The organism is Nonomuraea montanisoli (assembly GCF_013363975.1).
GTDB lineage: Bacteria > Actinomycetota > Actinomycetes > Streptosporangiales > Streptosporangiaceae > Nonomuraea > Nonomuraea montanisoli.
The window spans coordinates 86201-109387 of the sequence record NZ_JABWGN010000016.1; the positions used below are offsets into that span (position 1 = coordinate 86201).

Below are 23187 nucleotides of genomic sequence, written 5' to 3' on the forward strand. Positions count from 1 at the left end.
GCAGATGACCTCGACTCACGTCATCGCCGTCGGGCCGTTCGCGGCCGACGTCGCGACGTCGCTCGCCCGGCGTGAGGGGGTGGACGCGTCGCCCTCCTTCTTCGCGCAGGGCACGAACGTGGACACCAGCCTGCTGCGCCCGGCCGACGCCTACGTCCTCGTCACGTCCCGGCACGATCCGCACGTGCTCGTCAGGATCGGCGACATCGTCCGGTCCTGGGGGGCGGCCCTGGTTCCCGTCGTCCACGAGACCCGCAGGCTCCGCTGCGGCCCGATCCTGCGGCCGGGCGGCACGGGAGCGTGCGCCGCCTGCTTCGAGGCCCGTTCGGTGCAGAACTGGAGCATCGGCGAGTCGTTCCAGGGCCTGTACGACTTCTACCGGCGCGACGCGGCGGGCCCGGAAGGCCACCTGTCGTCCCACACGCTGCTGGCCGCCGGGCTCGCCCAGTGGGGGCTCGACGCGGTGCGCGCGGGGAAGGCCGTCCACGGGGCCTACCGCACGGTCAGCCTCGTGAAGCCCCAGGTCACCGAAGGAACGACCACGGGTGTGCACGGGTGCGCCCGTTGCTATCCCCGGGCGGATGCCGGGGCCAGACGTGACGCGTCGTGGCGGGAGCTGTCGGAACATCTCGCCCGTGCGGGCGCCCCAGCCGAGGAGGATTCGTGAACACCGATAGCCCCATGGACGCGCGGCGCATCTCCGTCGCCATGGCCAAGGACCCGCAGCTCTCCTTGCCCGAGCGGCTCAAGGTCGCCGACGGCCTGGTGCTCGCCGACATGGGTGACGGCGGGTTGCTGGTGGAGGGCACGCCGACGCCCCAGCTCTTCGGCGGCCGCCATGTCCCGTTCACACGGCGGCTGCTCCAGGCGCTGGACGGCGAGCGTACGCACGCCGAGGTCGCCGCCCTTCTCGGCCTGCCGGACTCGCGGACGGTCGAGACCGCTCTCGCCCTGCTGTACTCCTGCGGGGTCCTGGAATGCGGCGGCGACCCCGGCGGCGTGGACCTGCTGCGGCAGACCTCCGTGCCGAGGCATGTGGTGACCTACCTCAGCAGGAATGTGAGCTCCACCAGGAACCGGCCGTCCGGCGTGCGCGCGGCGCTCGGCCTGGCCACCACGCCTACGCTGGTGCTCGGCCGGCCGTCGGCGCTGCGCTCGGCGCTGGCCGGCGCGCTGACCGCGGACGGCGTCGCCTCGGTGGCCGAGCGGGGCCTGGACGAGGCCGGTGAGCCGGCCCCGTCCTCGATCGCCGTCGTCCTCGACGACGGCACCATGGATCTGGACGGCCTGGTGCCCTTCGACGACCGGGTGCGCGCGGGCTCCGGCCGATGGTTCCTCGTCTCCCTCACCGGTACCCAGGCGCGGATCAGCCCGGTCTTCGAGAACGGCTGGTCCGGCTGCCTGCACTGCTACCGGGCACAGCAGAGCCTGCCCAGGACCCGGGCGGCGGCCGAGCTCCCGCCCTGGCGGAGCGACCTCCTGGCCGGCCTTCTCGGCAACCAGGTGTGCCGGCTCGCGAGCGGTGTCCAGGAGCTCCACGGGGAGTCCGCCGTCACCGTCCTCGACTTCGAGACGTGGACCTGCGAGGAGGAGATGTTCGTGCAGCTGCCCGGCTGCTCGATGTGCCTGCCGGGAACCAAGCCGCTGGAAGAGGACGATCTGGCCGTGGTGGCCTTCGAGCAGGAGGTCACCCAGCCGCCCCGGCGTTACATCGCCAACAGCACGCACCAGAAGCACTACAGCATGGCCAACGTGGAGCTGGCGTTCCTCGACCGCGTCCGCGACTGGCCGGTGGCCGAGTCCGCCGACCCGGACCTGCTGGCCCTGCTGCACCACTCGTTCGGCGTGCGCGAGGTCCTGTCCGGCTCACCGGACCGCCCGCCGGCGCGCCGGCGCTGGGCGCCCACGGGCGGCAACCTCGGCTCCCCCACGGCCTTCCTGCTGCCGGCGGCCGGCAACGGACTCGCCCTCGACCCGGTGGTGCACGTGTACGACGGCGTGACCAACACGTTGCTGCGCGGCCTCACCGACGTCGGCGCCGAACACATCGGCGAGGTGGTGAGCCTGCCCGGGGCGCCGCTGGACGCTCTGGTCGTCCTGACCGGTGACGCCTTCAAACTCATGGAGAAGTACCACAACTTCGGCTACAAGATCGTGAACGAGGACGGCGGCGTGGCCACCTGGCAGCTCGCCCGCCTCGCCCAGGACATGGGCGTCACGGTCACGGCCGCCGACACGTGGAACGACGGCCTGCTGACCGACCTCCTCGACGTCGATCCCCGGCAGACCCCGATCACCGCGGTGCTCGCGCTCGGCCGCGGGGAGCGCGACGCCGCCGGCCTGGAGGCGGCGCGGCGGGCAGCCGACGCGACCGGCCTCGGCGGCCGGGCCGTCTCGTCCGGCGACGCGGCCCCCGCACGCGCGGGCGCCCCCTTCCGGGTCCGCGAGATCGTCAAGGAGCTCATCGAACGGTCGCACGCGCCCGGGCACGGCGGTACGTGCTTCACCGAGGACCCGGTCGGCTCGAGCGGGCCCGGCATCCCCGTGCCGCCGGCGGGCCCACCCGTCGTCGAGCCGATGGAGTTCCTGAACCGGCGCCAGTCCACCAGGTTCTTCGGGACGGACGGCATCTCCCAGGAGGCCATGGCCGGCGTGCTGCGCGCGCCGGCCGCCGCCCGGCAGGCGCTCGCGACCGGGCCGCTGGTGCCCGGAATCCGGCTGCTGGCCGCCGTCTACGCGGTCGAGGGCCTGGCGCCCGGCCTCTACGAGGCGCGCCCCGACGGCAGTGCGCTCCACCCGCTCGCGGAGTTGCCGCCCGCCCGGGAGTGGCTGCTGCAGGACGAGTTCGCCGACGGAGCTCTGATCACCGTGGTCACGTGCGACCTCCCCCAGGTCGCGCGTGCCGGAAGCCACGCGCACCGGCTGGTGCTGCACCAGGCCGGGGTGGCCGCCCACAGCATGTGGCTGGCCGCGGGGGAGCTCGGTCTGGTCGGCTCGATCTTCGGCGGACTGGTGCCGTGGGGCGTCCCCCTGCCCGAGTTCCGTCCCGGGGGCAGGCACAGCCCTCTCCTGGGCTTCGCCTGCGGGACGCCTCTCGGCGACGCCGCCGGGAAATGGGGGATGGCGGGCGGCTGACAGCCGTACTCCTGGATCGCCGGCGCGTGCCGCAGTGAGGACGTCCTTCCGCCGCGGCACGCGCCCGCCCGTGATGCGGCGGAGTCACCTCATGGGGCGTTGCCGACGTGTGAGATGGCGTGCAGAGCGGCCGTGTGCCTGTTGAACGCCTCCAGCCCCGCGGGCGTGAGGGACAGCCAGGTGCGGGGCCGCTTCCCCACGAAACCCTTGCGGACTTCGACGTAGCCGGCCGTCTCCAAATAGGCCACGTTCTTCGACAATGTCGCGGCATTGACAGCGAGCTGATGACAGATCTGCTGGAATGCGCACTCGCCCTCCGTCGAGAGTACGGCCACCAGCGAAAAACGGATAGGCGCATGGATTGCAGCGTCGAGCTCCAGACGCGGATGCTTGCGCGGCATCGATCCCAGGATCCCTTCTGCCTCAGAATACCGAAAGCTGAGCTCTGCCCGGACGGCCGGACGTGCCCCCGCCGGAATCGACGGGGGCACGTCCGACGAACCGTCGTTCAGTCGCAGGCCACGTCCTCCCATTTCCACCCGAACATGAAGGGCACCTTGTAGTGGTCGTGGTATTGACCGCCCCGCACCTCCGACCAGAGCCACACCCCCGCCCAGGGCGCCTGGTCCGGGCAGTACGGCCCGGTGTCCCGCGCGGACGCGTGCGCGGCGGCGGCCCCGAAGGACAGGACGGTCGCCAACGACAGACCCAGAACCGCCGAACGCATTAATGTACGCATGCCGGATCCTTCCAGTTGAGTAGCGGACGGCCGGCACGTCGGACACGCTCGATGCGCCTCGCGGGAATTCCCCCCGGTGACCCGCCATTCAAAACACCGAACGTTATTCGCCGGCTATCGCATATCCCCTGCTGCGCCTCCGAGTCTGTCAAAGCAAGCGCGCAGCGTCCATACACACAAAGTGATCACTCAATTACCACGCAGATGTCCCACAATTAGGGGACTTGCCTTCCGAATTTCTTACGGAAAAATTAGGACCTTGCGTGAAACCTGCCGTTCCGGCATGGCGCGGCCGTGCGCCACTTCGGCCGATCGGGCGCACGAGAGCCGACGCTCCGGCCGGTCGGGCGGATGAGAGCGCCGACACTTCGGCCGACGGCGGCCGGGAAAGGGCCGACGGCGGCCGGCAGTGGCTCGGTGGCTGCCTCAGGGATGCCTGGGGGCGGCGGGGATGACGCGTACCCCTTCCGCGTTCGCGCGCCCCTGCGGCGGCTCCTGCACCGGCCGCATCACGGGCTGGACACGGGAGTCGGGCAGGATCGGCGGCATGGGCCCGGTGGGCGGCCCGTCGTCGTCGGACGGCTCGCCGCCGCCGCCGCGCGTGTGCGCGCCGCCCCTCCCCCGCCAGCGGGGCGCGGCCATCAGCACGAGGACGCCGATCGCGAGCAGGATCACGACGGGGAACATGAGGACCGGCACACCGATCGTGGACATCGCGACCAGGCCGAACGCGAACAGGAAGGCCCACGCGTACATGATCAGCACCGAGCGGCGGTGCGAGTGGCCGATGTCCATCAGCCGGTGGTGCAGGTGGCCGCGGTCGGGCGCGAACGGCGACATGCCGTAGGAGGTGCGCCGCACGACCGCGGTGATCAGGTCGATGAGCGGCAGGACCAGCACCGCCGCCGGGACCAGCAGCGGGAGCAGCACGCCGAAGCGGTTGATGCCCTCGATGACCGACGGGTCGACCGGCGTGACGGTGACGATCGAGGAGGCGAGGACCAGGCCGATGAGCATGGCGCCGGTGTCGCCCATGAAGATCTTCGCCGGATGGAAGTTGTGCGGCAGGAAGCCGAGGCAGGTGCCGATGAGGATGGCGGCGATGCCGGCCGTGGTGGTGATGTTGTCGCCGCTGATGCTCTTCGACAGGAAGATGGAGTAGGCCCAGGTGGCCATGGCGGCGATGCAGACGATGCCCGCGGCCAGGCCGTCGAGGCCGTCGACGAAGTTGACCGCGTTGATCGTGACGACCACCACCATGATGGTGATGATCGTGCTCAGGGTGTAGTCGAGGCTGGTGGAGCCGCCCCAGTCCTTGGGCAGCGGGATGTAGACCAGCCGCAGGTCGAACCAGACGAGGACGCCCGCGGCGGCGATCTGGCCGGCCAGCTTGATGAAGGGGTCCATGCCCCACCAGTCGTCCAGGAAGCCCGTGACGGTGATGAGGCCGCCCGCGACGATCAGGGCCATCACCGGACGGCCCCCGGCCTCGGTGAGCGCCTGGCCGGTGTGGGCGAGCTCGCTGGCCACCAGCAGGCCCGCGACCAGCCCGCCGTACATCGCCAGACCCCCCAGCCGGGGGGTCGGTGTGGTGTGCACGTCACGCTCACGGATCTCCGGAGCGGCCCCTATGCGGATGGCGAAGCGGCGCACCAGCGGGACGAGGAGGTACGTCACCGCAGCCGCTATGAGCGCCATGAACAGGTATTCGCGCACGATCCTAGTTTCGCGGATGCTCCGGACCGCTGTGACCGGAAAACGACACAGACCAGCTTAATATTCGCTGAGATATGGCAGACGGATGGTCAGCGGCGGCCGGCACGCGCTCGCGAACCTCCCCCGCCGCCCCGCCCGAGGCTCCGGATCATAGGGGAAGGCGTCGCGGTTCGGCGTGATCCCCGCCGTGGCGGCCCTCGTCAGGAGAAGGCGTGGGGCGCGCCCGCCGAGCTGGGGATCCAGCGGGGCGTGTCGGCGGCCTCGTCGCTGATCGAGGTGAGCACCGCCTGACGGTACTGGGCGAGCCTGGAGCGCCACTCAGCGATGTCCTCGACGTATCGGGACCCGACGGGGGCGTCCCACGTCTGCGGGCTTCTGGCGAGCGTGTAGGCCTTGTCGAGGGCCTTCGTGAGCTCCTCCAGGAGGGGGTGGACCGTCTGCCAGGCGGTCACGAGGCGCTGGTACTCGGGGTTGAACTCCCAGGCCCTCGGCTGGACGTCGAGCGGATTGGTGCCGCCCGTCACGGGCGGGGTCTCGCCGGGGCGCATCGGCTGGGGGGCGGGCGGGTCGGCGAATGCCATCAGACGCTCCTGTACCGGGTGCCGGGTCCGTCGTGGTGGCCGTGGCCATGGCTGTCGTGGCGGCCGTGGTGGTGGCTGTGGTGCTGTGCCGGGGGCGTCTGGTGCGTCGTCGTCGGGTCGTCGCCGTTACGGGGGTCGGTGGCTGGGGCACCGGGGTTGGGGTGGTCGCCAGTGGCAGGGAGGCGGTCGGCGTCGGCCTCGCTGCCCGGGAGGCCGGGCTGGTCTGGAGCGGTGATCTGATCCGGTGTGGCGATTTGGCCTGATGTGGCGCTCAGGTCTGATGTGACGAGGTGGTCGGGGGTGGCGATTTGGTCTGATGTGACGCTCTGGTCCGGTGTGGCTGTTTGGTCTGATGTTGCTGTCAGGTCCGATGTGGCCGTCTGGTCTGGTGTGGCGGACTGGTCGAGGAGGGCGCGGAGGTCGTCGAGGTCGATAGGCCCTACGGATGCGGACACGACCTGCGGCGCGCCGCCCAAGGTGTGCGGTTGAGCCGCGGTGACGGAGGTGGCCGCGGCCCCCGAGCTACCGGATGACGCGGGGGCCGTGGGGTCGATGACCACGGGGGCGCCCTGACCGGGCGTCGTGTCACGACCGGGCGTGGTGTCGCGGACCACCCCGCTGTCGCGGGCGGGCGTGGTGTCGCCGCGGTCGGGGGTGGTGCGGTCGGGTGTCGTGTCACGGTCCGGCGAGGTGCGGTCGGGTGTCGTGTCACGGTCGGGGGTGGTGCCGTCCGCGTCTCGCGGTGTGGTGGTGTCCGCGCAGCCCGTGTCGGTGCCGGTGCCGTCCGCCTGACCAGGTGTGGTGCCCGTCGTGCGGTCCGTCCCCGTACCGTCCGCGTGGCCAGGCGTCGTGCCGGTCGTACGGTCTGTCCCGGTGCCGTCCGCGTGACCGGGGGTCGTGTCGATCGGCTGGACCGGATGCCCGCCGCTGCCGGGCGTCGTGTCGATGGGGTGTACGGGGTGGGCACCGCCGATCGGCGTCGTGTCGGAAGGCGCCGTGCCGATCGGGTGGACCGGGTGGGCGCCGCCGATCGACGTGCCGTCCGAAGGCGCCGTACCGATGGGGGTGGCCGGGGTCGCGGGGTGGGCGTCGCCTGAGGGGGTGGGCATCTCGATGGGCTGGACCTTGTCGAGGTTGTCCAGGATGTTGCTGATCTGCGTGGCCGTGGGCGGGTCGATGGGAACCTGGAGGACCTTCACGCCGTCCACGACCACGACGCGCGGCTTCTGCGGGTCGAGGTCGTCCGGATGGTCCTCGGCGGGGGTGTCGACGCGGTCGTCCGGGGAGGCGGGGTCTGCCGGGGAGGCAGGGTCGGCCGGGGTCGCGGGGTCGGCCGGGATCGCGGGATCCGGCGGGGCGGTGGGGTCGGCGCGGTCGCCTATGGGGTCCGGGGTGCCGATGGGGTCCGCCGGTGCGAGGGCGGACGAGTCTGCGCCGGACTCGGCGCCGCGATCGCGCCTGCTGCCCAGATCGTCGCCCTTCGGCTCGTCGCGAGTGCCCAGGTCGTCGCGAGTGCCCGCGTCGTCCCGGATGCCCGTGTCGTCCCGGGTGCCCGTGTCGTCCCGGGTGCCCGTGTCGTCCCGGGCGCCCGTGTCGTCCCGGGTGCCGGCGTCGTCGCGCGTCCCCGTGTCGTCGCCTGTGCGGGTGTCGCCGCCCACCCGGGTGTCGTCACGCGTGCATCCGTCATCGCGCGTGCCGGTGTCATTCCGTGTTCCTGTGTCATCGCCTGTGCGGGTGTCGCCGCCCACCCGGGAGTCGTCACGGGTGCCTGTGTCCTCCCCTGTACGCGCGTCGCGGCCGGTGCGGGTGTCGTCACCGTCCTTGCAGGACCCGCCGTCGTCCCGGCCGTCGTCTCTCGCGGGCCGGTCCTGATCACCGGTCCTCGCGTCGTCGCGGCCGTCGTCTCTCGCAGGCCGGTCCTGATCACCGGTCCTGGCGTCGTCGCGGCCGTCCTCCCGAGCGGGTTTCTGATCGTCGTCGGGCTTGGCATCCGGCTTGGTGGGCTTGTGCTCGTCGTCAGGCTTGGCGTCGGGCTTGGTGGGCTTGGGATGCTCGTCGTCGGGCTTGGCGTCCGGTTTGGTGGGCTTGGGGTCGTCAGCAGACTTCTTGCCGTCCTCGCCCTTCTTGTGGTCCTCGCCCTTCTTGTGGTCGTCGCCGGTCCTGGCGTCGTCGCGGCCCTCCTCGCGGGCGGGCTTGTGCTCGTCGTCAGGCTTGGCGTCCGGTTTGGTGGGCTTGGGATGCTCGTCGGCCTTCTTGGGGGTGTCGTCCTTGGCGTCGGCGCCCACCGAGGGGCCGTGGTCGCGGGGCTCGTCGGCGCGTTTCTCCAGCAGCCCGAGCCGTACCCGCACGTCCTTCACCATGGTGTCCGCGGCGTCCGCGACCTGGCTCGGGCGGTGAGCGGCGCGCGTCGGCAGCCCGGCGCGGGTCATGGTCTGCGTGACGCGGCCCTCGGCGGCGCGCATCTGGGCGCTCGCGCGCCCGACCTCGGCCAGCAGGTCACGGACCAGCTCAGGATCCATGCCGTCGAACTTGCCCATGGGCTGCTCCCGGACGTCGTGGCCGCTCCGGAAGTCACCGTAGGCGCAGGCAGGCCGCGACCGCAGCCGGGATAAGCAGACGGTATACGTCAGTCGTCGGTGGCGACGTACCCGATGATGCCGCGCAGCTTCTCCACGGGGATCGCCCCGCGCCTCAGCAGCCGCGGCACCGCGGTGGTGAGGTCGAGGATCGTGGAGGGCGTGTTGTCGGTGGTCTTGCCGCCGTCGAGGTAGACGGAGACCGAGTCGCCGAGCTGCGCCTCGGCCTCGGCGGCGGTGACGGCGGCGGGCGCCCCCGAGCGGTTGGCGCTGGAGACGGCCATCGGCCCGGTCTCCTTGAGCAGGTCGAGCGCCACCGGGTGGAGCGGCATGCGGATCGCGACGGTGCCCTTGGTGTCGCCGAGGTCCCACGACAGGGCCCGGTTGGCCTTGCAGACGAGCGTGAGCGGCCCCGGCCAGAAGGCGTCGATGAGGTCCTGCCCGTACGGCCCGAGGTCCTCGACGAGCGCCCCGGCGGCGCGGACGGTGCCGACGAGGACGGGCGGCGGCATGTCGCGACCGCGCCCCTTGGCCTCCAGCAGCGCCGTGACGGCCGCGGGTGTGAACGCGTCGGCGCCGATGCCGTAGACGGTGTCGGTCGGAAGCACCACCAGGTCGCCGCGGCGCACCGCCGCGGCGGCCTCGGTCAGGCCCTCGGCGCGCTGTTCGAGGTCCGTGCAGTCAAAGGTTGTTGCCACGGCGTGCATCCTAGTCAGCTAGTCGGTCGGGCTAGTCAGGTTCGTCCTGGCCGAGCCGCGCGGTGACGAAGCGGTCCCTGCGGGTCAGGTCCTGGCGCAGGCGGACGTCGCGCCAGCCGTGATCCTCCGGGAACGTCAGGTAGACGGCGCTGCCCTGCTCGTCGGCGTGCTCGACGGCCACCCAGCCGCCGGGGCGCAGCAGCCGCCGGGCCGTGCGCTCGACGGCGCGCACCTCGCCGAGACCGTCGTCGCCCGTGCCGTACAGCGCCCGCGACGGGTCGTAGTCGCGCACCTCGGGGTCGCGCGGGACGGCGCCGGGCGGGATGTAGGGCGGGTTGGAGATGACCAGGTCGACCTTGCCGTTGAGCTCGGGGAGCGCCTCGGCGAGGTCCTCCGGGTGCAGGTGCACGCGGCCCTGACCGTGCTCGGTGATGTTGCGCTTGGCCCAGCCGTACGCGTCGGGGTCGACCTCCACGGCGTGGACCTCGCTCAGCGCGACCTCCTGGGCGATCGACAGCGCGATCGCTCCGGAGCCGGTGCCGAGGTCGACGACGAGCGGCGCGGCGACGTCCATGGCACGCAGCGTGTCGATCGCCCAGCCGGCCATGACCTCGGTCTCGGGGCGCGGCACGAACACGCCGGGGCCCACCCTGAGCTCCAGGTAGCGGAAGTAGGCGTGGCCGGTGATGTGCTGCAGCGGCTCACGTGCCTCGCGGCGGGCGATGCCCTCCCAGAACAGGGCGTCGAAGTCGGCGTCCCTGACCGTGTGCAGCTCGCTCCTGCGCACGGCGTGAACGAATGCCGCGATCTCCTCCGCGTCGGTGCGCGGCGAGGGCACACCTGCCTCGGCCAGCCGGGCGGTGGCGAGCGCGATCTCGTCCAGCAGAAATGTCATGAGTGTTGTGCGAGCTTCTCCGCCATCTCGGCGTCGATGAGTGCCTGGGTGACGGCGTTGAGCTCGCCGTCGAGGACCTGGTCGAGGTTATACGCCTTGAAGCCGACGCGGTGGTCGGAGATGCGGTTCTCGGGGAAGTTGTAGGTGCGGACGCGCTCGGAGCGGTCGACGGTGCGGACCTGCGACTTGCGCTCGGCCTGCGCGGCGGCGTCGGCCTCCTCCTGGGCGATGGCCAGCAGCCGGGCGCGCAGGATGCGCAGCGCCGACTCCTTGTTCTGGAGCTGGCTCTTCTCGTTCTGGCAGGAGACCACCACGCCGGTGGGCAGGTGGGTGATGCGGACCGCGGAGTCGGTGGTGTTGACGCTCTGGCCGCCGGGGCCGCTGGAGCGGTAGACGTCGATCCGCAGGTCGTTGGGGTCGACGTGGACGTCGACCTCCTCGGCCTCGGGGTAGACGAGCACGCCCGCGGCGCTGGTGTGGATGCGGCCCTGCGACTCGGTGACGGGCACCCGCTGCACGCGGTGGACGCCGCCCTCGTACTTGAGCCTGGACCACACGCCCTCGTCGCCCTTGGCCCTGATGCCGACCGTGACGTCCTTGTAGCCGCCGAGGTCGGAGGGCTGGGTGTCGATGATCTCGGTCTTCCAGCCGAGCCGCTCGGCGTAGCGGAGGTACATGCGCAGCAGGTCGCCGGCGAACAGCGCGGACTCCTCGCCGCCCTCGCCCGCCTTGATCTCCATGATGATGTCCTTGTCATCGTTGGGATCGCGCGGGATCAGCAGGTGCTTGAGGCGCTCCTCCAGCTGGGGGATGCGCCCCTCCAGCTCGGCGGCCTCGGCCGCGAACGTCTCGTCCTCGCTCGCGAGCTCCTTGGCCGTGCCGAGGTCGTCGCGCGCCGCCTCCAGCTCGCGGTAGGTCGCGACGATGGGCGTGAGCTGGGAGTAGCGCCTGCCGAGGGTGCGGGCCTGGTGCTGGTCGGCGTGCACGGCGGGGTCGGCGAGCCGTAGCTCCAGCTCGGAATACTCCTTGAGCAACTCGTCGAGGTTCACCGTGGGTCCTTCTGCTTGGGTTTTCCGGCCGTTCACCAACAACGCCGACCCGGTCGCACCGTTGCGTGCGTCCGGGCCGGCGTCGGTGAAGCTACTTGCCCGAAGGCTTCTTGCCGAAGCGCTTCTCGAAGCGGGCCACCCGGCCGCCGGTGTCGAGGATCTTCTGCTTGCCCGTGTAGAACGGGTGGCAGGCGGAGCACACGTCGGCGTGGATGACGCCGTTCTTCGCGGTGCTGCGCGTGGTGAAGGTGTTGCCACAGGTGCAGGTCACCTGGGTCACGTTGTAGTCAGGGTGGATGTCGCGCTTCATTGCTGTCCTTTCGGGGTGCGGCCGCCGGGTCGCCTGATAACGCGCCGAGCGCGTCGGCGGGAGCCGGAACCGCTACGGGTCAGCTACCAGTGTGCCAGATCCTTCAACCAGCCCAGGCCACACGACATTCCCCCGTCCGTATGGCGAATCCTTATGACGGGGTCATGACCGGCACACTAGGCTCCACCCGCACAAACCATCACTTACGTCTCATAAGGATTGCGATCAGATGATCAAGGGGATGCGGCTGCTCATGGCGGCCGCTACGGGGGCTGTGCTTCTCCTCGGAGGTGTGCACCTCTCGGCCGCGAACGCGGCCACGGCCGGTCCGGACTTCTCCGGTGCGGCCTCGTCCGACGCGTTCATCCCGCTCGACAAGGACGTCGAGGTGACCGTGACGCTGCAGCTGAAGGACCCGGGGACCGTCAGCGCCGTCAACGGCACCATCACGCCGCCCGGCGGCTCCGAGCGGCCGGTGGGCTTCGACTTCCGGCCGTCCACCGCGGCGGAGACCGCCGTGACCGGCCGGTTCGGCATCGGCAAGAACGATCCCGCGGGCACCTGGCGGATGACCGTCAAGGTCACCCGGAACGGCGCCACCCGGGACAACGCCTTCACGATCGACGTCTCGGCCCGGCAGGGCATCCGCGACGCGTCGGTCCAGCCGGACCCGGTGCAGCTCGTCAAGGGCAAGGACGTCAAGGTCTCGGTGCGGGCGGGGGTCAGCGACGCCACGTCCGTGTCGGCCAAGCTGATCAGCGACGAGAGCAACGAGGCGTTCGACCTGGGCGACCTCGCGCTCTACTCCGACGGCTCCTACCGCGGCGAGACCTACTTCGCCGACGACACCGCGCCCGGCTCCTGGACCCTTGAGGTGACCGCCACCCGGGGCGGCCAGGCCCTCAAGGGCGTCGCCTCGTTCACCGTGAACGCCCCCGCCGGTGGCGCGTCCAAGAAGGCGCGGACCAGGGTGACGATCAGCGCCCCGGCCAAGGCGGCCAAGGGCCGTCCGATCAAGGTCCAGGGCAAGGTCTTCCGCGGCTCCAAGGCGTACCCGGGCAAGCGGCTGGAGGTCTACTTCAAGGCCAAGGGCGCCAAGACGTACAGGCTGCTGGGCTTCGCCAAGAGCAACACCTCCGGCAAGTACGTCAAGACGTACACGGCCCGCAAGGACGGCTACTTCCGCGTCAAGGTGCCGGGCACGTCCACGGCCCGCAGCGCCCTGTCGCCGCAGGAGTTCGTGGACGTCCGTCCCTGAGATCGGTGGGGGCGGTCGGAGGACCCCCGAGGGGAACGTCACGCGCGCGTGACGGCACAGGTCCCCGCGGGAGCCTGAGACCGCCCCGGGACACGAAAGGGGCGACCGGGAGATCCCGGTCGCCCCTTTCGTCGCGTGCGTCAGTCGCGGTCGTTGCTCACCGTGGTCTTCTGGACCTGCAGGAGGAACTCGGCGTTGGACTTGGTCTCCTTCATCTTCTCCAGGAGAAGCTCCAGAGCCTGCTGCATGTCCAGCGCGTGCAGAACGCGGCGGAGCTTCCAGACGATCTGGAGCTCCTCCTTGGCCATGAGGATCTCTTCCTTACGGGTGCCGGACGCGTCGACGTCCACCGCGGGGAAGATGCGCTTGTCGGCCAGGGAACGGTTGAGCTTGAGCTCCATGTTGCCCGTGCCCTTGAACTCCTCGAAGATGACCTCGTCCATCTTGGACCCGGTCTCGACCAGGGCCGTGGCGAGGATCGTCAGCGAGCCGCCGTTCTCGATGTTGCGGGCGGCGCCGAAGAAGCGCTTGGGCGGGTAGAGCGCCGTGGAGTCGACACCACCGGACAGGATGCGGCCCGAGGCCGGCGCCGCGAGGTTGTAGGCGCGGCCCAGACGGGTGATCGAGTCGAGCAGGACGACCACGTCGTGGCCCAGCTCCACCAGGCGCTTGGCCCGCTCGATGGCGAGCTCGGCGACCGTGGTGTGGTCCTCGGCGGGACGGTCGAAGGTCGAGTGGATGACCTCGCCCTTGACCGACCGCTGCATGTCGGTGACCTCTTCGGGCCGCTCGTCCACGAGCACGACCATGAGGTGGCACTCGGGGTTGTTGCGGGTGATCGCGTTGGCGATCGACTGCAGCACCATCGTCTTGCCGGCCTTGGGCGGCGAGACGATGAGGCCGCGCTGGCCCTTGCCGATCGGGGAGACGAGGTCGATGATCCTCGTGGTGAGGATGTTCGGCTCGGTCTCCAGGCGCAGGCGCTCCTGCGGGTAGAGCGGCGTCAGCTTGTTGAAGTCGGGCCGGTTGCGGGCCTGCTCCGGGTCCATGCCGTTGACGGTGTCGAGGCGGACCAGGGCGTTGAACTTCTCGCGGCGCTCGCCGTCGCGCGGCTGCCGGACGGCGCCGGTGATGACGTCGCCCTTGCGCAGGCCGTTGCGGCGGATCTGCGCGATCGAGACGTAGACGTCGTTGCTGCCGGGCAGGTAGCCGCTGGTGCGCACGAACGCGTAGTTGTCGAGGATGTCGAGGATGCCGGCGATCGGGATGAGGACGTCGTCCTCACCGATCACGGGGTCGCCGCCCTCGAAGCGGTCACGGCCGCGGCCGCGGTTGCGCTCCCTGAACCGGCCGCGACGACCGCGCCCGCCGCGCTCGTCGTCGTCGCCGCCACGCTGGTCGCCACGGTCGCGCTGGTCGCCACGGTCGCGCTGGTCACCGCGGTCGCCACGGTCGCCGCGCTGGTCGCGGCCCGCGTCGGCGGCGCGCTGGTCACGGCCGTCACGACCGTCGCGGCTGTCACGGCCGCCGTCGCGACCACCGTCGCGGTTGCCGTCACGGCCACCGTCGCGGCCGCCCTCACCGCGGTCGCCGACCGAGCGGTCGCTGCCCCGGTCGTTGCCGGTGCGCTCGCCACGCTCGCGGCGCTCGCCGCGGCTGCGCCGCTCGCGGCGGCTCTCGCCCCGGTCGCCACGCGGGTCGCCCTGCGCCGTGTCACCGGACTGCGCGGGCTGCTCGACGGCCGGCTCGGCCACGACGGCCGGAGCGGCGGCGGCCACCGGCTCAGCCGGGGCGGCGGCGGGCTCGGCGGCCTGCGGCGCGGGGTCGTCGGCGGGCTTGACGCGGGAACGTTCCCTGCGGGCCCGGGTGGGGCGCTCAGCCGCGGGAGCCGCGTCCGTCACGGCGGGTGCCTCGGCCACGGGAGCGGGCGCGCTCGCGCCCTCCGCGGAGCCGCCCTGCTTCTCCTGGATGGCCGCGATGAGCTGGCTCTTCCGCATGCGCCCGGTGCCGCTGATGCCCAGCTCGGCGGCCATCTTCTGCAGCTCGGGCAGCACCTTCGCGGACAGGCCGGTGCCGGAGCGACGCGCGCGAGGCTTCGCGGTGCGGGAGGGGGTGTCGCCGGACGCCGGCTGCGCAGGCGAGCCTGATGCGTCGGAGAGGAGTTCGGTGGTGTCGCTCAACTAAAAGGTCCTTCCCAGGGGTCGGGCGCCGGTTTCGTTCTGCCGGGCGTCCCGGAGGTGCTTGCGATCCGGAGCAACAGACCGGGTCGGGGTGCACGTTGCGATCTTCGGCCGCCGCTGGGGACGGTCGCCACTCATCGGGAGAGGCTCGTCCAGGCAGCCACAGGCCGGTGGCGCGTGGAAGACACCCCCCAGATTGCTGTCGCCAGCCAGATGTCGAGGTGATTCGAACGCGCAGATCCCCGTCGTCGCCGCCTCGCGTCGGGCCAACCGGGTGTGGGCCAACCGGAGGCGACGGGTTCCGGGGAGACAGCCGCGCTGCCCACGCCTCGCGACGTGAAGCATGATGCAGCGATGTGTGGCTGACAAGCACGCACCCAACAGAGGGGCATCTGGTGCGGCTATCAGCCTAACATCACCAGCGCACACGGCTATTCCCTGGAGGTCTAAAGAGGCATCAGCGTGTCTCGGGAAACTGAACGTTCGCACCGACCTGGTCGACGTCCATTTGCTGGATGTGCCAGTCATTACCCACTTCGGGCGCGATCAAATCCTGCGAATCCGGTGTCGAAAACGCAAGGATCGTGGGACCCGCGCCGGAGACGACAGCGGGCACGCCCGCCGCACGCAGCCGTTGTACCAGATCCGCGCTCCGGGGCATGGCAGGCGCGCGGTAGTGCTGGTGGAGCCGGTCTTCCGTCGCCGCCAGGAGCAGCTCCCGATCGGGCCGCTGGGTCAGCGCGGCGATCAGCAACGCGGCCCTGCCGGCGTTGAAGGAGGCGTCCTTGTGGGGCACGTCCTTCGGAAGCAGCCCCCGCGCCTTCTCCGTGGCCAGCCGTGTCGCCGGGACGAGCACGACGGGACGCACGCGCGCGTCGAGGGTCAGCTTCACCATACGCGGTGCGCCGGACTGCTCCATCCAGGCCACGGTCAGGCCGCCCGCGAGGCACGGGGCCACGTTGTCGGGGTGCCCCTCCAGCTCGGTGGCCAGCGCGAACACCTCGTCGTCGCCGAACGCGGCGGCCGCGTCCGGCGCGGCGAGCGCGCGGGCGGCGAGGAGGCCGGCGCAGATGGCCGCCGACGACGAGCCGAGGCCGCGGGCGTGCGGGATGCGGTTGAGGCAGTTCACCCGGATGCCGGCCGGCTGGGCGACTCCCATGCGGTCGAACGCGCGGCGCATGGTCGTGACGATCAGATGACCCTCGCCGAGGTCCACCTCGCCCGCGCCCTCGCCGCGCACCGTCACCTCGACGCCGGGCTCGGCGGTCAGCTCCGCCTCCACCTCGTCGTGCAGGCCGACGGCCAGGCCGAGCGCGTCGAAGCCGGGGCCCAGGTTGGCCGACGTGGCCGGCACGCGGATCAGCACGCTACCCATCCGTTCAGGTCTTCCTCTCCACACGCCGCGATCGCGGGCCGGGGTTCCGGCTCGTCCGTGTTGTGACGCGGGTCAGGCCAGGCCGAGGGCCGCGGCCGCCGCGTGGACGTCGATCGGCACCGTGACCGGCGCCGGGGCGCCGGAGATGGCCCAGTCGGGGTCCTTCAGGCCGTTGCCCGTGACCGTGCAGACGATCCGCTGCCCCGGCTCGACGAGCCCCGCGGCGTGCGCCTGGAGCAGGCCGGCGACGCTGGCCGCCGAGGCCAGCTCGACGAACACGCCCTCCTCCTGGGCCAGCAGCTTGTACGCGGCGGCGATCTGCCGGTCGGTGACCGACTGGATGGCGCCCCCGGACTCGTCGCGGGCGGCGGTGGCCAGGTCCCACGAGGCGGGGTTGCCGATGCGGATGGCGGTGGCGATCGTGTGCGGGTGGGCGACGGGCGCGCCGGTCACGATCGGCGCCGCGCCGCTGGCCTGGAAGCCGAACATCCGCGGCGCCTTCGAGGACACGCCGTCGGCGAGGTACTCCGTGTAGCCCATCCAGTACGCGGAGATGTTGCCGGCGTTGCCCACCGGGATGCAGTGGATGTCGGGCGCGTCGCCGAGCGTGTCGACGATCTCGAACGCGGCCGTCTTCTGGCCCTGGAGCCGGAACGGGTTGACCGAGTTGACCAGCGCGATGGGGTAGCTGGAGGACAGCTTGCGGGTCATCTCCAGGCAGTCGTCGAACGACCCCTCGACCTGGAGCAGGGTGGCGCCGTGGACGAGCGCCTGGGCCAGCTTGCCCATGGCGATCTTGCCCCGGGGCACGAGCACGGCGCAGGTGAGCCCGGCGCGCACGGCGTAGGCGGCGGCCGAGGCCGAGGTGTTGCCGGTGGAGGCGCAGATGACCGCCTTGGCGCCCTCCTCGACGGCCTTGCTGATGGCCATGGTCATGCCACGGTCCTTGAAGCTGCCGGTCGGGTTGGCGCCCTCGACCTTGAGATACACGTCACAGCCGGTGAGGGCCGAGACGCGGTGCGCGGGCACCAGGGGCGTGCCGCCCTCCAGAAGCGTGACGACCGGCGTCTTCGTGGTGACCGGAAGACGCTCTCGGTACTCCTCGATGAGGCCACGCCACGACCTGCTCATGATGACTCCCTGCCTGCGGTGTTGCGCCCGAGTGTACGGGGTGGCGAGGCGCGCCGCCGACCGCCGTCCACAGGGCGGACGGGTCCCGAGGAGGTTCCGACGGGTGTCCCGCATTACAGGAAATTCTCAGCATCTCCCGATAAAGTCTCGGCCAGGGGGTCACCAACATGAACGCGCGTCCTGCCATGACGCAGAACGACTTTTCTCCTTTGCAGCAACCGGAGCTCGGCGCCTGGACGCCTGCCCGGTCCGTGAGCGTGGTGATTCCCGCGCACGGCGGGCCGCACCTGGACCTGACGCTCGCGGCGCTCGCCGCGCAGACGTACCCGGCCCACCTCATGGAGGTGCTGGTCGTGGACGACGGCAGCGAGCCGCCGATCCGCCTGCCGGAGATCCGCCCGCACAACACCCGCCTGGTCCCCGTGGAGACCGGCTGGGGCATCGCGAACGCGGTCAACACCGGGGCCAACGCCGCCGACGGCGAGGTCATCCAGCGGCTCGACGCCGACATGGTGCCCTGCCGCGAGCACATCGAGGCGATGGCCCGCTGGCACCACCTCACCGACTACCTGGTCACGATCGGGATGAAGCGGTTCGTCGAGGTGCCGCCGCTGACCCCGGAGGAGGTCTTCCGGGCGCGTGACCTGGGAGAGCTGTTCGACCTGGACAAGGCGGTGGCCAGCTCCACTGAGGCGACGATCGCCAAGACCGACGGGCTGCGCAAGAGCCGCAACCCGTACCACGTGTGCACCGGGCCCACGGTCGCCATGCCGCGCGAGGTCTTCCACGCCGTGGGCGGGCTCGACCCGACCGTGCTGCGCGGCGAGGACACCGAGTTCGCCTACCGGCTGGCCATGCACGGCGTGGTGTTCGTCCCCGACATGGAGGCGCGGGCCGTCCATCTGGGGCTGCCCGCCCAGCACCGCGACCGGGAGCGCGCGGTGCGGGCCGTCGGGCCGTATCTCGCGCACCGCATCCCGCTCCGCCGCGACCTGCGCAAGGACCAGGGGCGGCGGTGGCTGGTGCCGTACGTCGAGATCGTGCTGGACGTGACCGACACCTCCGAGGCCGTCGTACGGCAGGCGGTGTCCGCCGCGCTGGACGGCAAGCTCCAGGACGTGGTGGTGACGCTGGTCGGGCCCTGGTCGCCGCTGCGCGAGGGGCGGCGCTCGGTGCTCGGCGACCCGTGCTTCGAGCTGCGGCTGATGCGCGACCTGTTCGCCCACGACGACCGGATCAGGCTGATCGACGAGGCCGCGCCCACGCCCGCCCCCGCGCCGTTCCGCTACCGGGGGCCGGTGGACGTGCCGCTGCATCGCGCGACGCTGGAGCGCATGGTCGAGGACGTGCAGAAGGACCTCACGGGCGTGCTCGTCGTGGACCTGCCCGACGGGCGCGCGGCGCGGCTCGAACGCACCTCCGCGCTCGCCCGGGCGCTGCTGCTGACCGAGCCGGGCGGCGACCTGGACGAGGTCATCGCGACGACCCACGGCGTGCGGCACGTGGCGCCGGAGCGCTACTGGCCGCCGGCCGCTCCCCCGGCCGCCGCCTCTCCGGGCGCGTCGGCCTCGGGGTCCGGTACCGCCGTCTCGGCCTCCGGCTCCGGCGCCTCAGCCGCGGCCTCGGCCTCGGGATCCGCGTCCGCGGAGGAGACTCGGACCGCCAAGCCGTCGGCCAAGGCCGCGCCGGCCGCGGTTCACGCGCCGGCCTCACCCGAGGGCGAGCGTTCCCTGCTCGGCCGCCTGAAGTCCGCCCTCCGCTCGGGCTGACGTCCCCTCAGAAGACGCGGGAGAGGGCCCCGAGCGGGCCCTCCGCTCAGGCCGGCACCCCTCTCCTGAGGGGCCGCGAACTCGCGGACGCCCTCTCAGAGGCCGCGGGAGAGGGCGGCCCCAGGGCGCGGGTGAGAGCCCAAGGGGGCCCTCCGATCAGGCCGTCCCGCCCGAGGGCGCCGGGCACGGAAGGGCCGAGGGCGTACAGGTCAGGAGCGCGCACCTGGGGAATCGGGCGTACGCATCGAGGGCGCCGTACGCGCCAGGCGAGGGAGTCAGGTGCGCGGGCGTTTGCCGAGGGCGCGTTTGACCGTGGTGGACAGCAGCGCGCGCATGCCCTGCTGGGCGCGGTTGGCCGCGGCGAGCTGCCGGCGCAGGCCGCTGACCTCGCGGCGCAGCTCGACCGTGGTCTTGCGCCACCGGCCGGACTCGTCGCGCCACTTGCCCACCTGCCCGCGCAGCCGCTCGACCTCCTTGGTCAGCCGCGCGATCTCCGCCTGCGCCTCGGCACGGGCGCGCAGGGCGCTGCGGCGGCCGGTGACGGCCGCGGGCTCGGTGGTGAAGGCGTACGTCCCGCCCTCGACCCACGTCACGCCCGCCACCTCGTCCACCACGTCGTCGAGGTCCTCGCCGGGCCGCGCGACGACGCGGGCGCGGGCGAAGGCGGCGGTGCGTTCGAGCCGGGCCGCCACCACCCCGTCGGGCGACTCCTCCAGGAGCACGCTGACCAGGCCCAGCCCCTCCTCACGGCACAGGTCGAGCAGCCGCGCGAGGCTGTCCACGCCCGGCGACCAGCCCGGCGGCAGGCGCAGCACGAACGGCACGGCCGGGTCCACCTCGGCGGAGTCCGCCAGGCGTACGCGGCCCTCGTGCCGGTAGTGGCCGTGGACGAGCACCAGGTCGAGCCCGGGATCGGTGAGCGGGGCGCGGCGCTCGCGCTCCAGCGACTCCCACGGCCCGGTGATAACGACCGACAGGTCGGGCACCGTGCCGGCGAGCAGCGCGTCCACCGTGGCGCGCACGCTCTCGTACCCGACCGTGCCGTCGACCACGGCGGTGACGTAGGGCACCTTCCACTGGCGGCCCGGATGGGAGCGCAACCACCGGTAGGACGGGATGCGGTCGGCCACGAACGCGTGGCTGACCCGGTCGATGCTCGCCTTGTCGCGCATGCGCATGGTGGGCCCGAGGTGGTAGGCGCGGGCGCGCGGCTCGGGCACGAACACCGCGCCGGCCTGGGCCAGCCGGTAGCCCATCTCGGTGTCCTGGCCGAGGACGAGGTCGTCGTCCATCGGCCCGGCCGCCTCGATCAGCCGGGCCGCGACCGAGGTGGCGCCGCCGACGTGCAGGCTGAAGGGCCGCTGCGGGTTGTCCGTCAGGCCGTCGGTGCGCTCGACCAGGTCGATGATCCAGCCGTGCGGCTCGGCCGGCTCGAACGCCTTCTCCAGGTCGTCGGGCAGCTCGGCGGGCGCGGGCGCGTCGGTGAACCGGATGTAGCCGGTCACGACGAGGTAGGGCGCGGCGTGGTGCCAGCGCATGTGGGCCTCGACGGCGCCCGGCGTGAGCAGCACGTCGGAGTCGAGCCAGTGGACGATGTCGCCGCTCGCCTCGGCCAGCCCGGCGTTCCGGGCCGCGGCCCGGCCCGGGGCGTCGCAGGTGATCAGGCGCGTGGCGGCCGGCCGGACGGCCGGCAGCCGCAGCGGGGGCGCGCTGCCGTTGTCGACGACCACGACCTCGGTGAGCTCCGCCGGGTAGGTCTGCCGGGCCAGCGCGGCCAGCGCCAGGTCGAGCTTGTCCTGGTTGTCGTACGCGGGGACGACCACGCTGACGCGCAGGCGGGGCGTGAAGTCCTCGGCCGGTCGCAGGACGCGGTAGTCGTTGCCGCGGACCCTCATGCCGCCTCCCTCGCTCACGCCGCCTCCTCCCTCGCTCACGCCGCCTCGCTCCTCGCTCACGCCGCCTCCACCTGCGCGTTCGTGCCGTGCTCCATGAGCAGGCTCGGCCGGAAGCCGTGCCACTGGCTGGTGGCCACCTTGAGGAAGTGGGCGAGCGGGAGCTGCCAGGTGTGCGCCCCGCTGAGCCCGCGGCGCAGCACGTAGCCGAGGCCGTGGGTGCGGTAGGTGCTCGCGCCGGCCTCGGTGGCGGCCTTCAGGAAGTCGCGGTCGACGGCCCGCGGCTGGGCCGGGAACCCGCCGATGCGCCGGAAGTCCTCGCGGGAGACCAGGATGGTGCCGCCGGCCACGTGGTCGGACCACACCTCGCTGCGGTACGCGGCGCCGCTGGCGAACGCGCTGCGCCGGATCGTGGCCCGCAGCGGCTCCAGGTAGAAGAACTCGCCGGAGGTGCCGGTCACGTCGGCGCCGGAGTAGGTCAGGGCCATGACCAGGTCGGCGAGGTGGTCGGGGCCGTACCAGTCGTCGTCGTCCCACTTGGCCAGGTGGTGGCCGCCCGCCAACGCCGCCGCCTCGTTGAGCACCGTGCCGAACGGCACCTCGGCGGGCATCTCCTTCCACGCGACGGGCAGCGGGAGGTCCTCGACCGCCCGGCGCACGCTCTCGTACGGCACCCCGTGCAGTCCCAGGACCACCTCGACCTCGGCCCCGCGCTGACGGGCGATCTGGGCGAGCGCGCCGTGCACCAGCTCGGGCCGCTTGGTGGCCATGACGACGCTGACCGACGGCGTCGCGGCGGGGCGGTGGGCCAGGCGGCGCAGCCGTACGCTGTGCTCCTCGCGTCGCAGGTCGGCCAGGCAGCGGACGGTGCCGTCGGGCTCGTGGGCGAGCCAGGAGCGGTCGGTGAGCAGGGCCGCGAGGTCGGCGGGCACCCAGGCGGGGGCGTGGGCGGCGGTGAGCGGGACGCCGGCGGCGGCCAGGCGTAAGACGTCGTCGAGCGCGACCGGACCGTCGGGCCAGTCGACCTCCAGGCCGCGCAGCGGGCGCAGGGCGGCGATGTCGGGCGGCTGCGTCCGCGTCGAGGCCGGCGGCGCTTGAGGGGCCTCGGGGGGCCGCGCGTCGCTCGCCCACCCGGCGCCGCTCCAGCGGAGCCGGGCGAGCCCCTGGTCCGGCGTGCGCGTGAATCCGCAGGGAGTGACGGACATGCGTGCGGTGCTCCTCGGCCGGGGGGACTCAGATCGGCGCCTACCTTACGCCCGTTTGACTGCCATCAAGGCAGATGCCCCGTGAGCAGCAGAATGATCTCCCAGCTTGGAAAGGATCTCTCCCAGAATGTCTCCAGGAACTTATGGCAACGTAGTGTCGAATGTTGATTAAGGTGTCAATAAATCCTGACGCCTGATTTGTCCATGTCGACGAAAGGTTTGCGCGGATGCTCTCGCCTCGCCGATTGGCAGCGGCCGCCGCGGTTCTCGGAGTCCTGGCCGTCGCCGCCCTCGTGCTGCTCGTCCTCGGCGGGCTCGTGACCGTGGGCGCCGCGGCGGCGACGGGGGCGTTCCTGATCGCTCTGTCCGCCCTGGCCCTCCTCGTGGTCGTCGTGCGCCGCCTCGACGGCAAGGCCCAGCGCATCGACCTGCGGGTCAAGCGACACGAGAGCGAGCTGGCGAAGACCCTCACCGCCCTCAGGCGCGTCGAGACGCGGCTCGACCGGCTGAGCGCCGCGGTGGAGCAGGCGTCCGCCCGGCGTGAGGAGGACCTGTCCGCGATCCTGGCCTCGCTCGGCGAGGACCGCGTGAACGCGATGGTCCGCGCCCGAGAGGTCGAGGAACTGCGCGAGGAGGTCCGCGCGCTGGCCAAGGGATCGGTATGAGCCAGGCGGCCGG

19 protein-coding genes are annotated in these 23187 nt (G+C 72.1%); 5 read left to right on the forward strand and 14 right to left on the reverse strand.

Translation table 11 applies throughout. The annotated features are described in order from the left end of the window. The first annotated feature begins 4 nt into the window (after positions 1 to 4). Together HTZ77_RS35150 and HTZ77_RS35155 are read left to right on the forward strand one after the other, a co-directional pair. Positions 5 to 667, forward strand: coding sequence for a hypothetical protein (locus HTZ77_RS35150; RefSeq protein WP_175594061.1), 663 nt, complete (start codon positions 5 to 7; stop codon positions 665 to 667). Beyond that, positions 664 to 3135, forward strand: coding sequence for a hypothetical protein (locus HTZ77_RS35155; RefSeq protein WP_175594062.1), 2472 nt, complete (start codon positions 664 to 666; stop codon positions 3133 to 3135). Before HTZ77_RS35150 ends, HTZ77_RS35155 begins: the two co-directional genes overlap by 4 nt. Before the next feature lie 89 nt (positions 3136 to 3224). On the opposite strand, the gene HTZ77_RS35160 is transcribed toward HTZ77_RS35155, so the two are convergent. From HTZ77_RS35160 to rpmE, 9 genes are all read right to left on the reverse strand, one after another. Further along, positions 3225 to 3536 carry a winged helix-turn-helix domain-containing protein gene (locus tag HTZ77_RS35160; RefSeq protein WP_175594063.1) on the reverse strand — a complete coding sequence of 104 codons (312 nt, stop codon included), beginning with the start codon at positions 3534 to 3536 and terminating at the stop codon, positions 3225 to 3227. A gap of 107 nt (positions 3537 to 3643) precedes the next feature. Next, positions 3644 to 3874: a hypothetical protein gene (locus HTZ77_RS35165; RefSeq protein ID WP_175594064.1), complete on the reverse strand. Its 231-nt coding sequence runs from the start codon at positions 3872 to 3874 to the stop codon at positions 3644 to 3646. A gap of 426 nt (positions 3875 to 4300) precedes the next feature. Next, positions 4301 to 5590: a glycosyltransferase family 4 protein gene (locus HTZ77_RS35170; protein ID WP_175594065.1), complete on the reverse strand. Its 1290-nt coding sequence runs from the start codon at positions 5588 to 5590 to the stop codon at positions 4301 to 4303. Positions 5591 to 5790: 200 nt separating this feature from the next. Next, positions 5791 to 6171 carry a hypothetical protein gene (locus tag HTZ77_RS35175; RefSeq protein ID WP_175594066.1) on the reverse strand — a complete coding sequence of 127 codons (381 nt, stop codon included), beginning with the start codon at positions 6169 to 6171 and terminating at the stop codon, positions 5791 to 5793. Next, positions 6171 to 8708 carry a hypothetical protein gene (locus HTZ77_RS35180; protein WP_175594067.1) on the reverse strand — a complete coding sequence of 846 codons (2538 nt, stop codon included), beginning with the start codon at positions 8706 to 8708 and terminating at the stop codon, positions 6171 to 6173. The genes HTZ77_RS35175 and HTZ77_RS35180 overlap by 1 nt, the downstream gene beginning before the upstream one ends. Positions 8709 to 8797: 89 nt before the next feature. Continuing rightward, the gene (locus tag HTZ77_RS35185) at positions 8798 to 9454 is read right to left on the reverse strand and encodes an L-threonylcarbamoyladenylate synthase (RefSeq protein ID WP_175594068.1); all 657 of its coding nucleotides are present in this window, start codon (positions 9452 to 9454) and stop codon (positions 8798 to 8800) included. Positions 9455 to 9476: 22 nt separating this feature from the next. Further along, positions 9477 to 10340, reverse strand: a complete 864-nt coding sequence (gene prmC, locus HTZ77_RS35190) for a peptide chain release factor N(5)-glutamine methyltransferase (RefSeq protein ID WP_175594069.1) — start codon at positions 10338 to 10340, stop codon at positions 9477 to 9479. Continuing rightward, positions 10337 to 11389, reverse strand: coding sequence for a peptide chain release factor 1 (prfA, locus tag HTZ77_RS35195; protein WP_175594070.1), 1053 nt, complete (start codon positions 11387 to 11389; stop codon positions 10337 to 10339). The genes prmC and prfA overlap by 4 nt, the downstream gene beginning before the upstream one ends. A 91-nt stretch (positions 11390 to 11480) precedes the next feature. Continuing rightward, positions 11481 to 11699: a 50S ribosomal protein L31 gene (gene rpmE, locus HTZ77_RS35200; protein ID WP_175594071.1), complete on the reverse strand. Its 219-nt coding sequence runs from the start codon at positions 11697 to 11699 to the stop codon at positions 11481 to 11483. Between the two features lie 229 nt (positions 11700 to 11928). Between rpmE and HTZ77_RS35205 the strand changes: the two genes are divergently transcribed. Beyond that, complete coding sequence (locus HTZ77_RS35205; protein ID WP_175594072.1) at positions 11929 to 12957, forward strand: COG1361 family protein; 1029 nt, start codon at positions 11929 to 11931, stop codon at positions 12955 to 12957. Positions 12958 to 13097: 140 nt separating this feature from the next. Here HTZ77_RS35205 and rho read toward each other — a convergent pair whose 3' ends face one another. From rho to thrC, 3 genes are all read right to left on the reverse strand, one after another. Continuing rightward, a complete protein-coding gene (rho, locus tag HTZ77_RS35210; RefSeq protein ID WP_175594073.1) occupies positions 13098 to 15137 on the reverse strand; it encodes a transcription termination factor Rho in 2040 nt (679 codons plus the stop codon). A 457-nt stretch (positions 15138 to 15594) separates the two neighbouring features. Then, positions 15595 to 16512, reverse strand: a complete 918-nt coding sequence (gene thrB, locus HTZ77_RS35215) for a homoserine kinase (RefSeq protein WP_175594074.1) — start codon at positions 16510 to 16512, stop codon at positions 15595 to 15597. A gap of 72 nt (positions 16513 to 16584) precedes the next feature. Beyond that, complete coding sequence (thrC, locus tag HTZ77_RS35220; protein ID WP_175594075.1) at positions 16585 to 17643, reverse strand: threonine synthase; 1059 nt, start codon at positions 17641 to 17643, stop codon at positions 16585 to 16587. A 251-nt stretch (positions 17644 to 17894) separates the two neighbouring features. On the opposite strand from thrC, the gene HTZ77_RS35225 reads away from it, so the two are divergent. Next, a complete protein-coding gene (locus HTZ77_RS35225) occupies positions 17895 to 19412 on the forward strand; it encodes a glycosyltransferase (RefSeq protein ID WP_328808950.1) in 1518 nt (505 codons plus the stop codon). A 275-nt stretch (positions 19413 to 19687) separates the two neighbouring features. Here HTZ77_RS35225 and HTZ77_RS35230 read toward each other — a convergent pair whose 3' ends face one another. Beyond that, complete coding sequence (locus tag HTZ77_RS35230) at positions 19688 to 21367, reverse strand: glycosyltransferase (protein ID WP_328808951.1); 1680 nt, start codon at positions 21365 to 21367, stop codon at positions 19688 to 19690. After that, positions 21364 to 22509, reverse strand: a complete 1146-nt coding sequence (locus tag HTZ77_RS35235; RefSeq protein ID WP_175594077.1) for a glycosyltransferase family 2 protein — start codon at positions 22507 to 22509, stop codon at positions 21364 to 21366. Before HTZ77_RS35235 ends, HTZ77_RS35230 begins: the two co-directional genes overlap by 4 nt. Before the next feature lie 227 nt (positions 22510 to 22736). Between HTZ77_RS35235 and HTZ77_RS35240 the strand changes: the two genes are divergently transcribed. Next, complete coding sequence (locus HTZ77_RS35240) at positions 22737 to 23174, forward strand: hypothetical protein (protein ID WP_175594078.1); 438 nt, start codon at positions 22737 to 22739, stop codon at positions 23172 to 23174. Positions 23175 to 23187: the final 13 nt, after the last annotated feature.

What these genes read in the sequence shown, in the direction of transcription:
- HTZ77_RS35150 (WP_175594061.1), top strand. Translation starts at nt 5, where the DNA reads ATGACCTCGACTCACGTCATCGCCGTCGGGCCGTTCGCGGCCGACGTC.
- HTZ77_RS35160 (WP_175594063.1), bottom strand. Translation starts at nt 3,536, where the DNA reads ATGCCGCGCAAGCATCCGCGTCTGGAGCTCGACGCTGCAATCCATGCG.
- HTZ77_RS35165 (WP_175594064.1), bottom strand. Translation starts at nt 3,874, where the DNA reads ATGCGTACATTAATGCGTTCGGCGGTTCTGGGTCTGTCGTTGGCGACC.
- HTZ77_RS35175 (WP_175594066.1), bottom strand. Translation starts at nt 6,171, where the DNA reads ATGGCATTCGCCGACCCGCCCGCCCCCCAGCCGATGCGCCCCGGCGAG.
- HTZ77_RS35180 (WP_175594067.1), bottom strand. Translation starts at nt 8,708, where the DNA reads ATGGGCAAGTTCGACGGCATGGATCCTGAGCTGGTCCGTGACCTGCTG.
- HTZ77_RS35185 (WP_175594068.1), bottom strand. Translation starts at nt 9,454, where the DNA reads ATGCACGCCGTGGCAACAACCTTTGACTGCACGGACCTCGAACAGCGC.
- prmC (WP_175594069.1), bottom strand. Translation starts at nt 10,340, where the DNA reads ATGACATTTCTGCTGGACGAGATCGCGCTCGCCACCGCCCGGCTGGCC.
- rpmE (WP_175594071.1), bottom strand. Translation starts at nt 11,699, where the DNA reads ATGAAGCGCGACATCCACCCTGACTACAACGTGACCCAGGTGACCTGC.
- HTZ77_RS35205 (WP_175594072.1), top strand. Translation starts at nt 11,929, where the DNA reads ATGATCAAGGGGATGCGGCTGCTCATGGCGGCCGCTACGGGGGCTGTG.
- thrB (WP_175594074.1), bottom strand. Translation starts at nt 16,512, where the DNA reads ATGGGTAGCGTGCTGATCCGCGTGCCGGCCACGTCGGCCAACCTGGGC.
- thrC (WP_175594075.1), bottom strand. Translation starts at nt 17,643, where the DNA reads ATGAGCAGGTCGTGGCGTGGCCTCATCGAGGAGTACCGAGAGCGTCTT.
- HTZ77_RS35235 (WP_175594077.1), bottom strand. Translation starts at nt 22,509, where the DNA reads ATGTCCGTCACTCCCTGCGGATTCACGCGCACGCCGGACCAGGGGCTC.
- HTZ77_RS35240 (WP_175594078.1), top strand. Translation starts at nt 22,737, where the DNA reads ATGCTCTCGCCTCGCCGATTGGCAGCGGCCGCCGCGGTTCTCGGAGTC.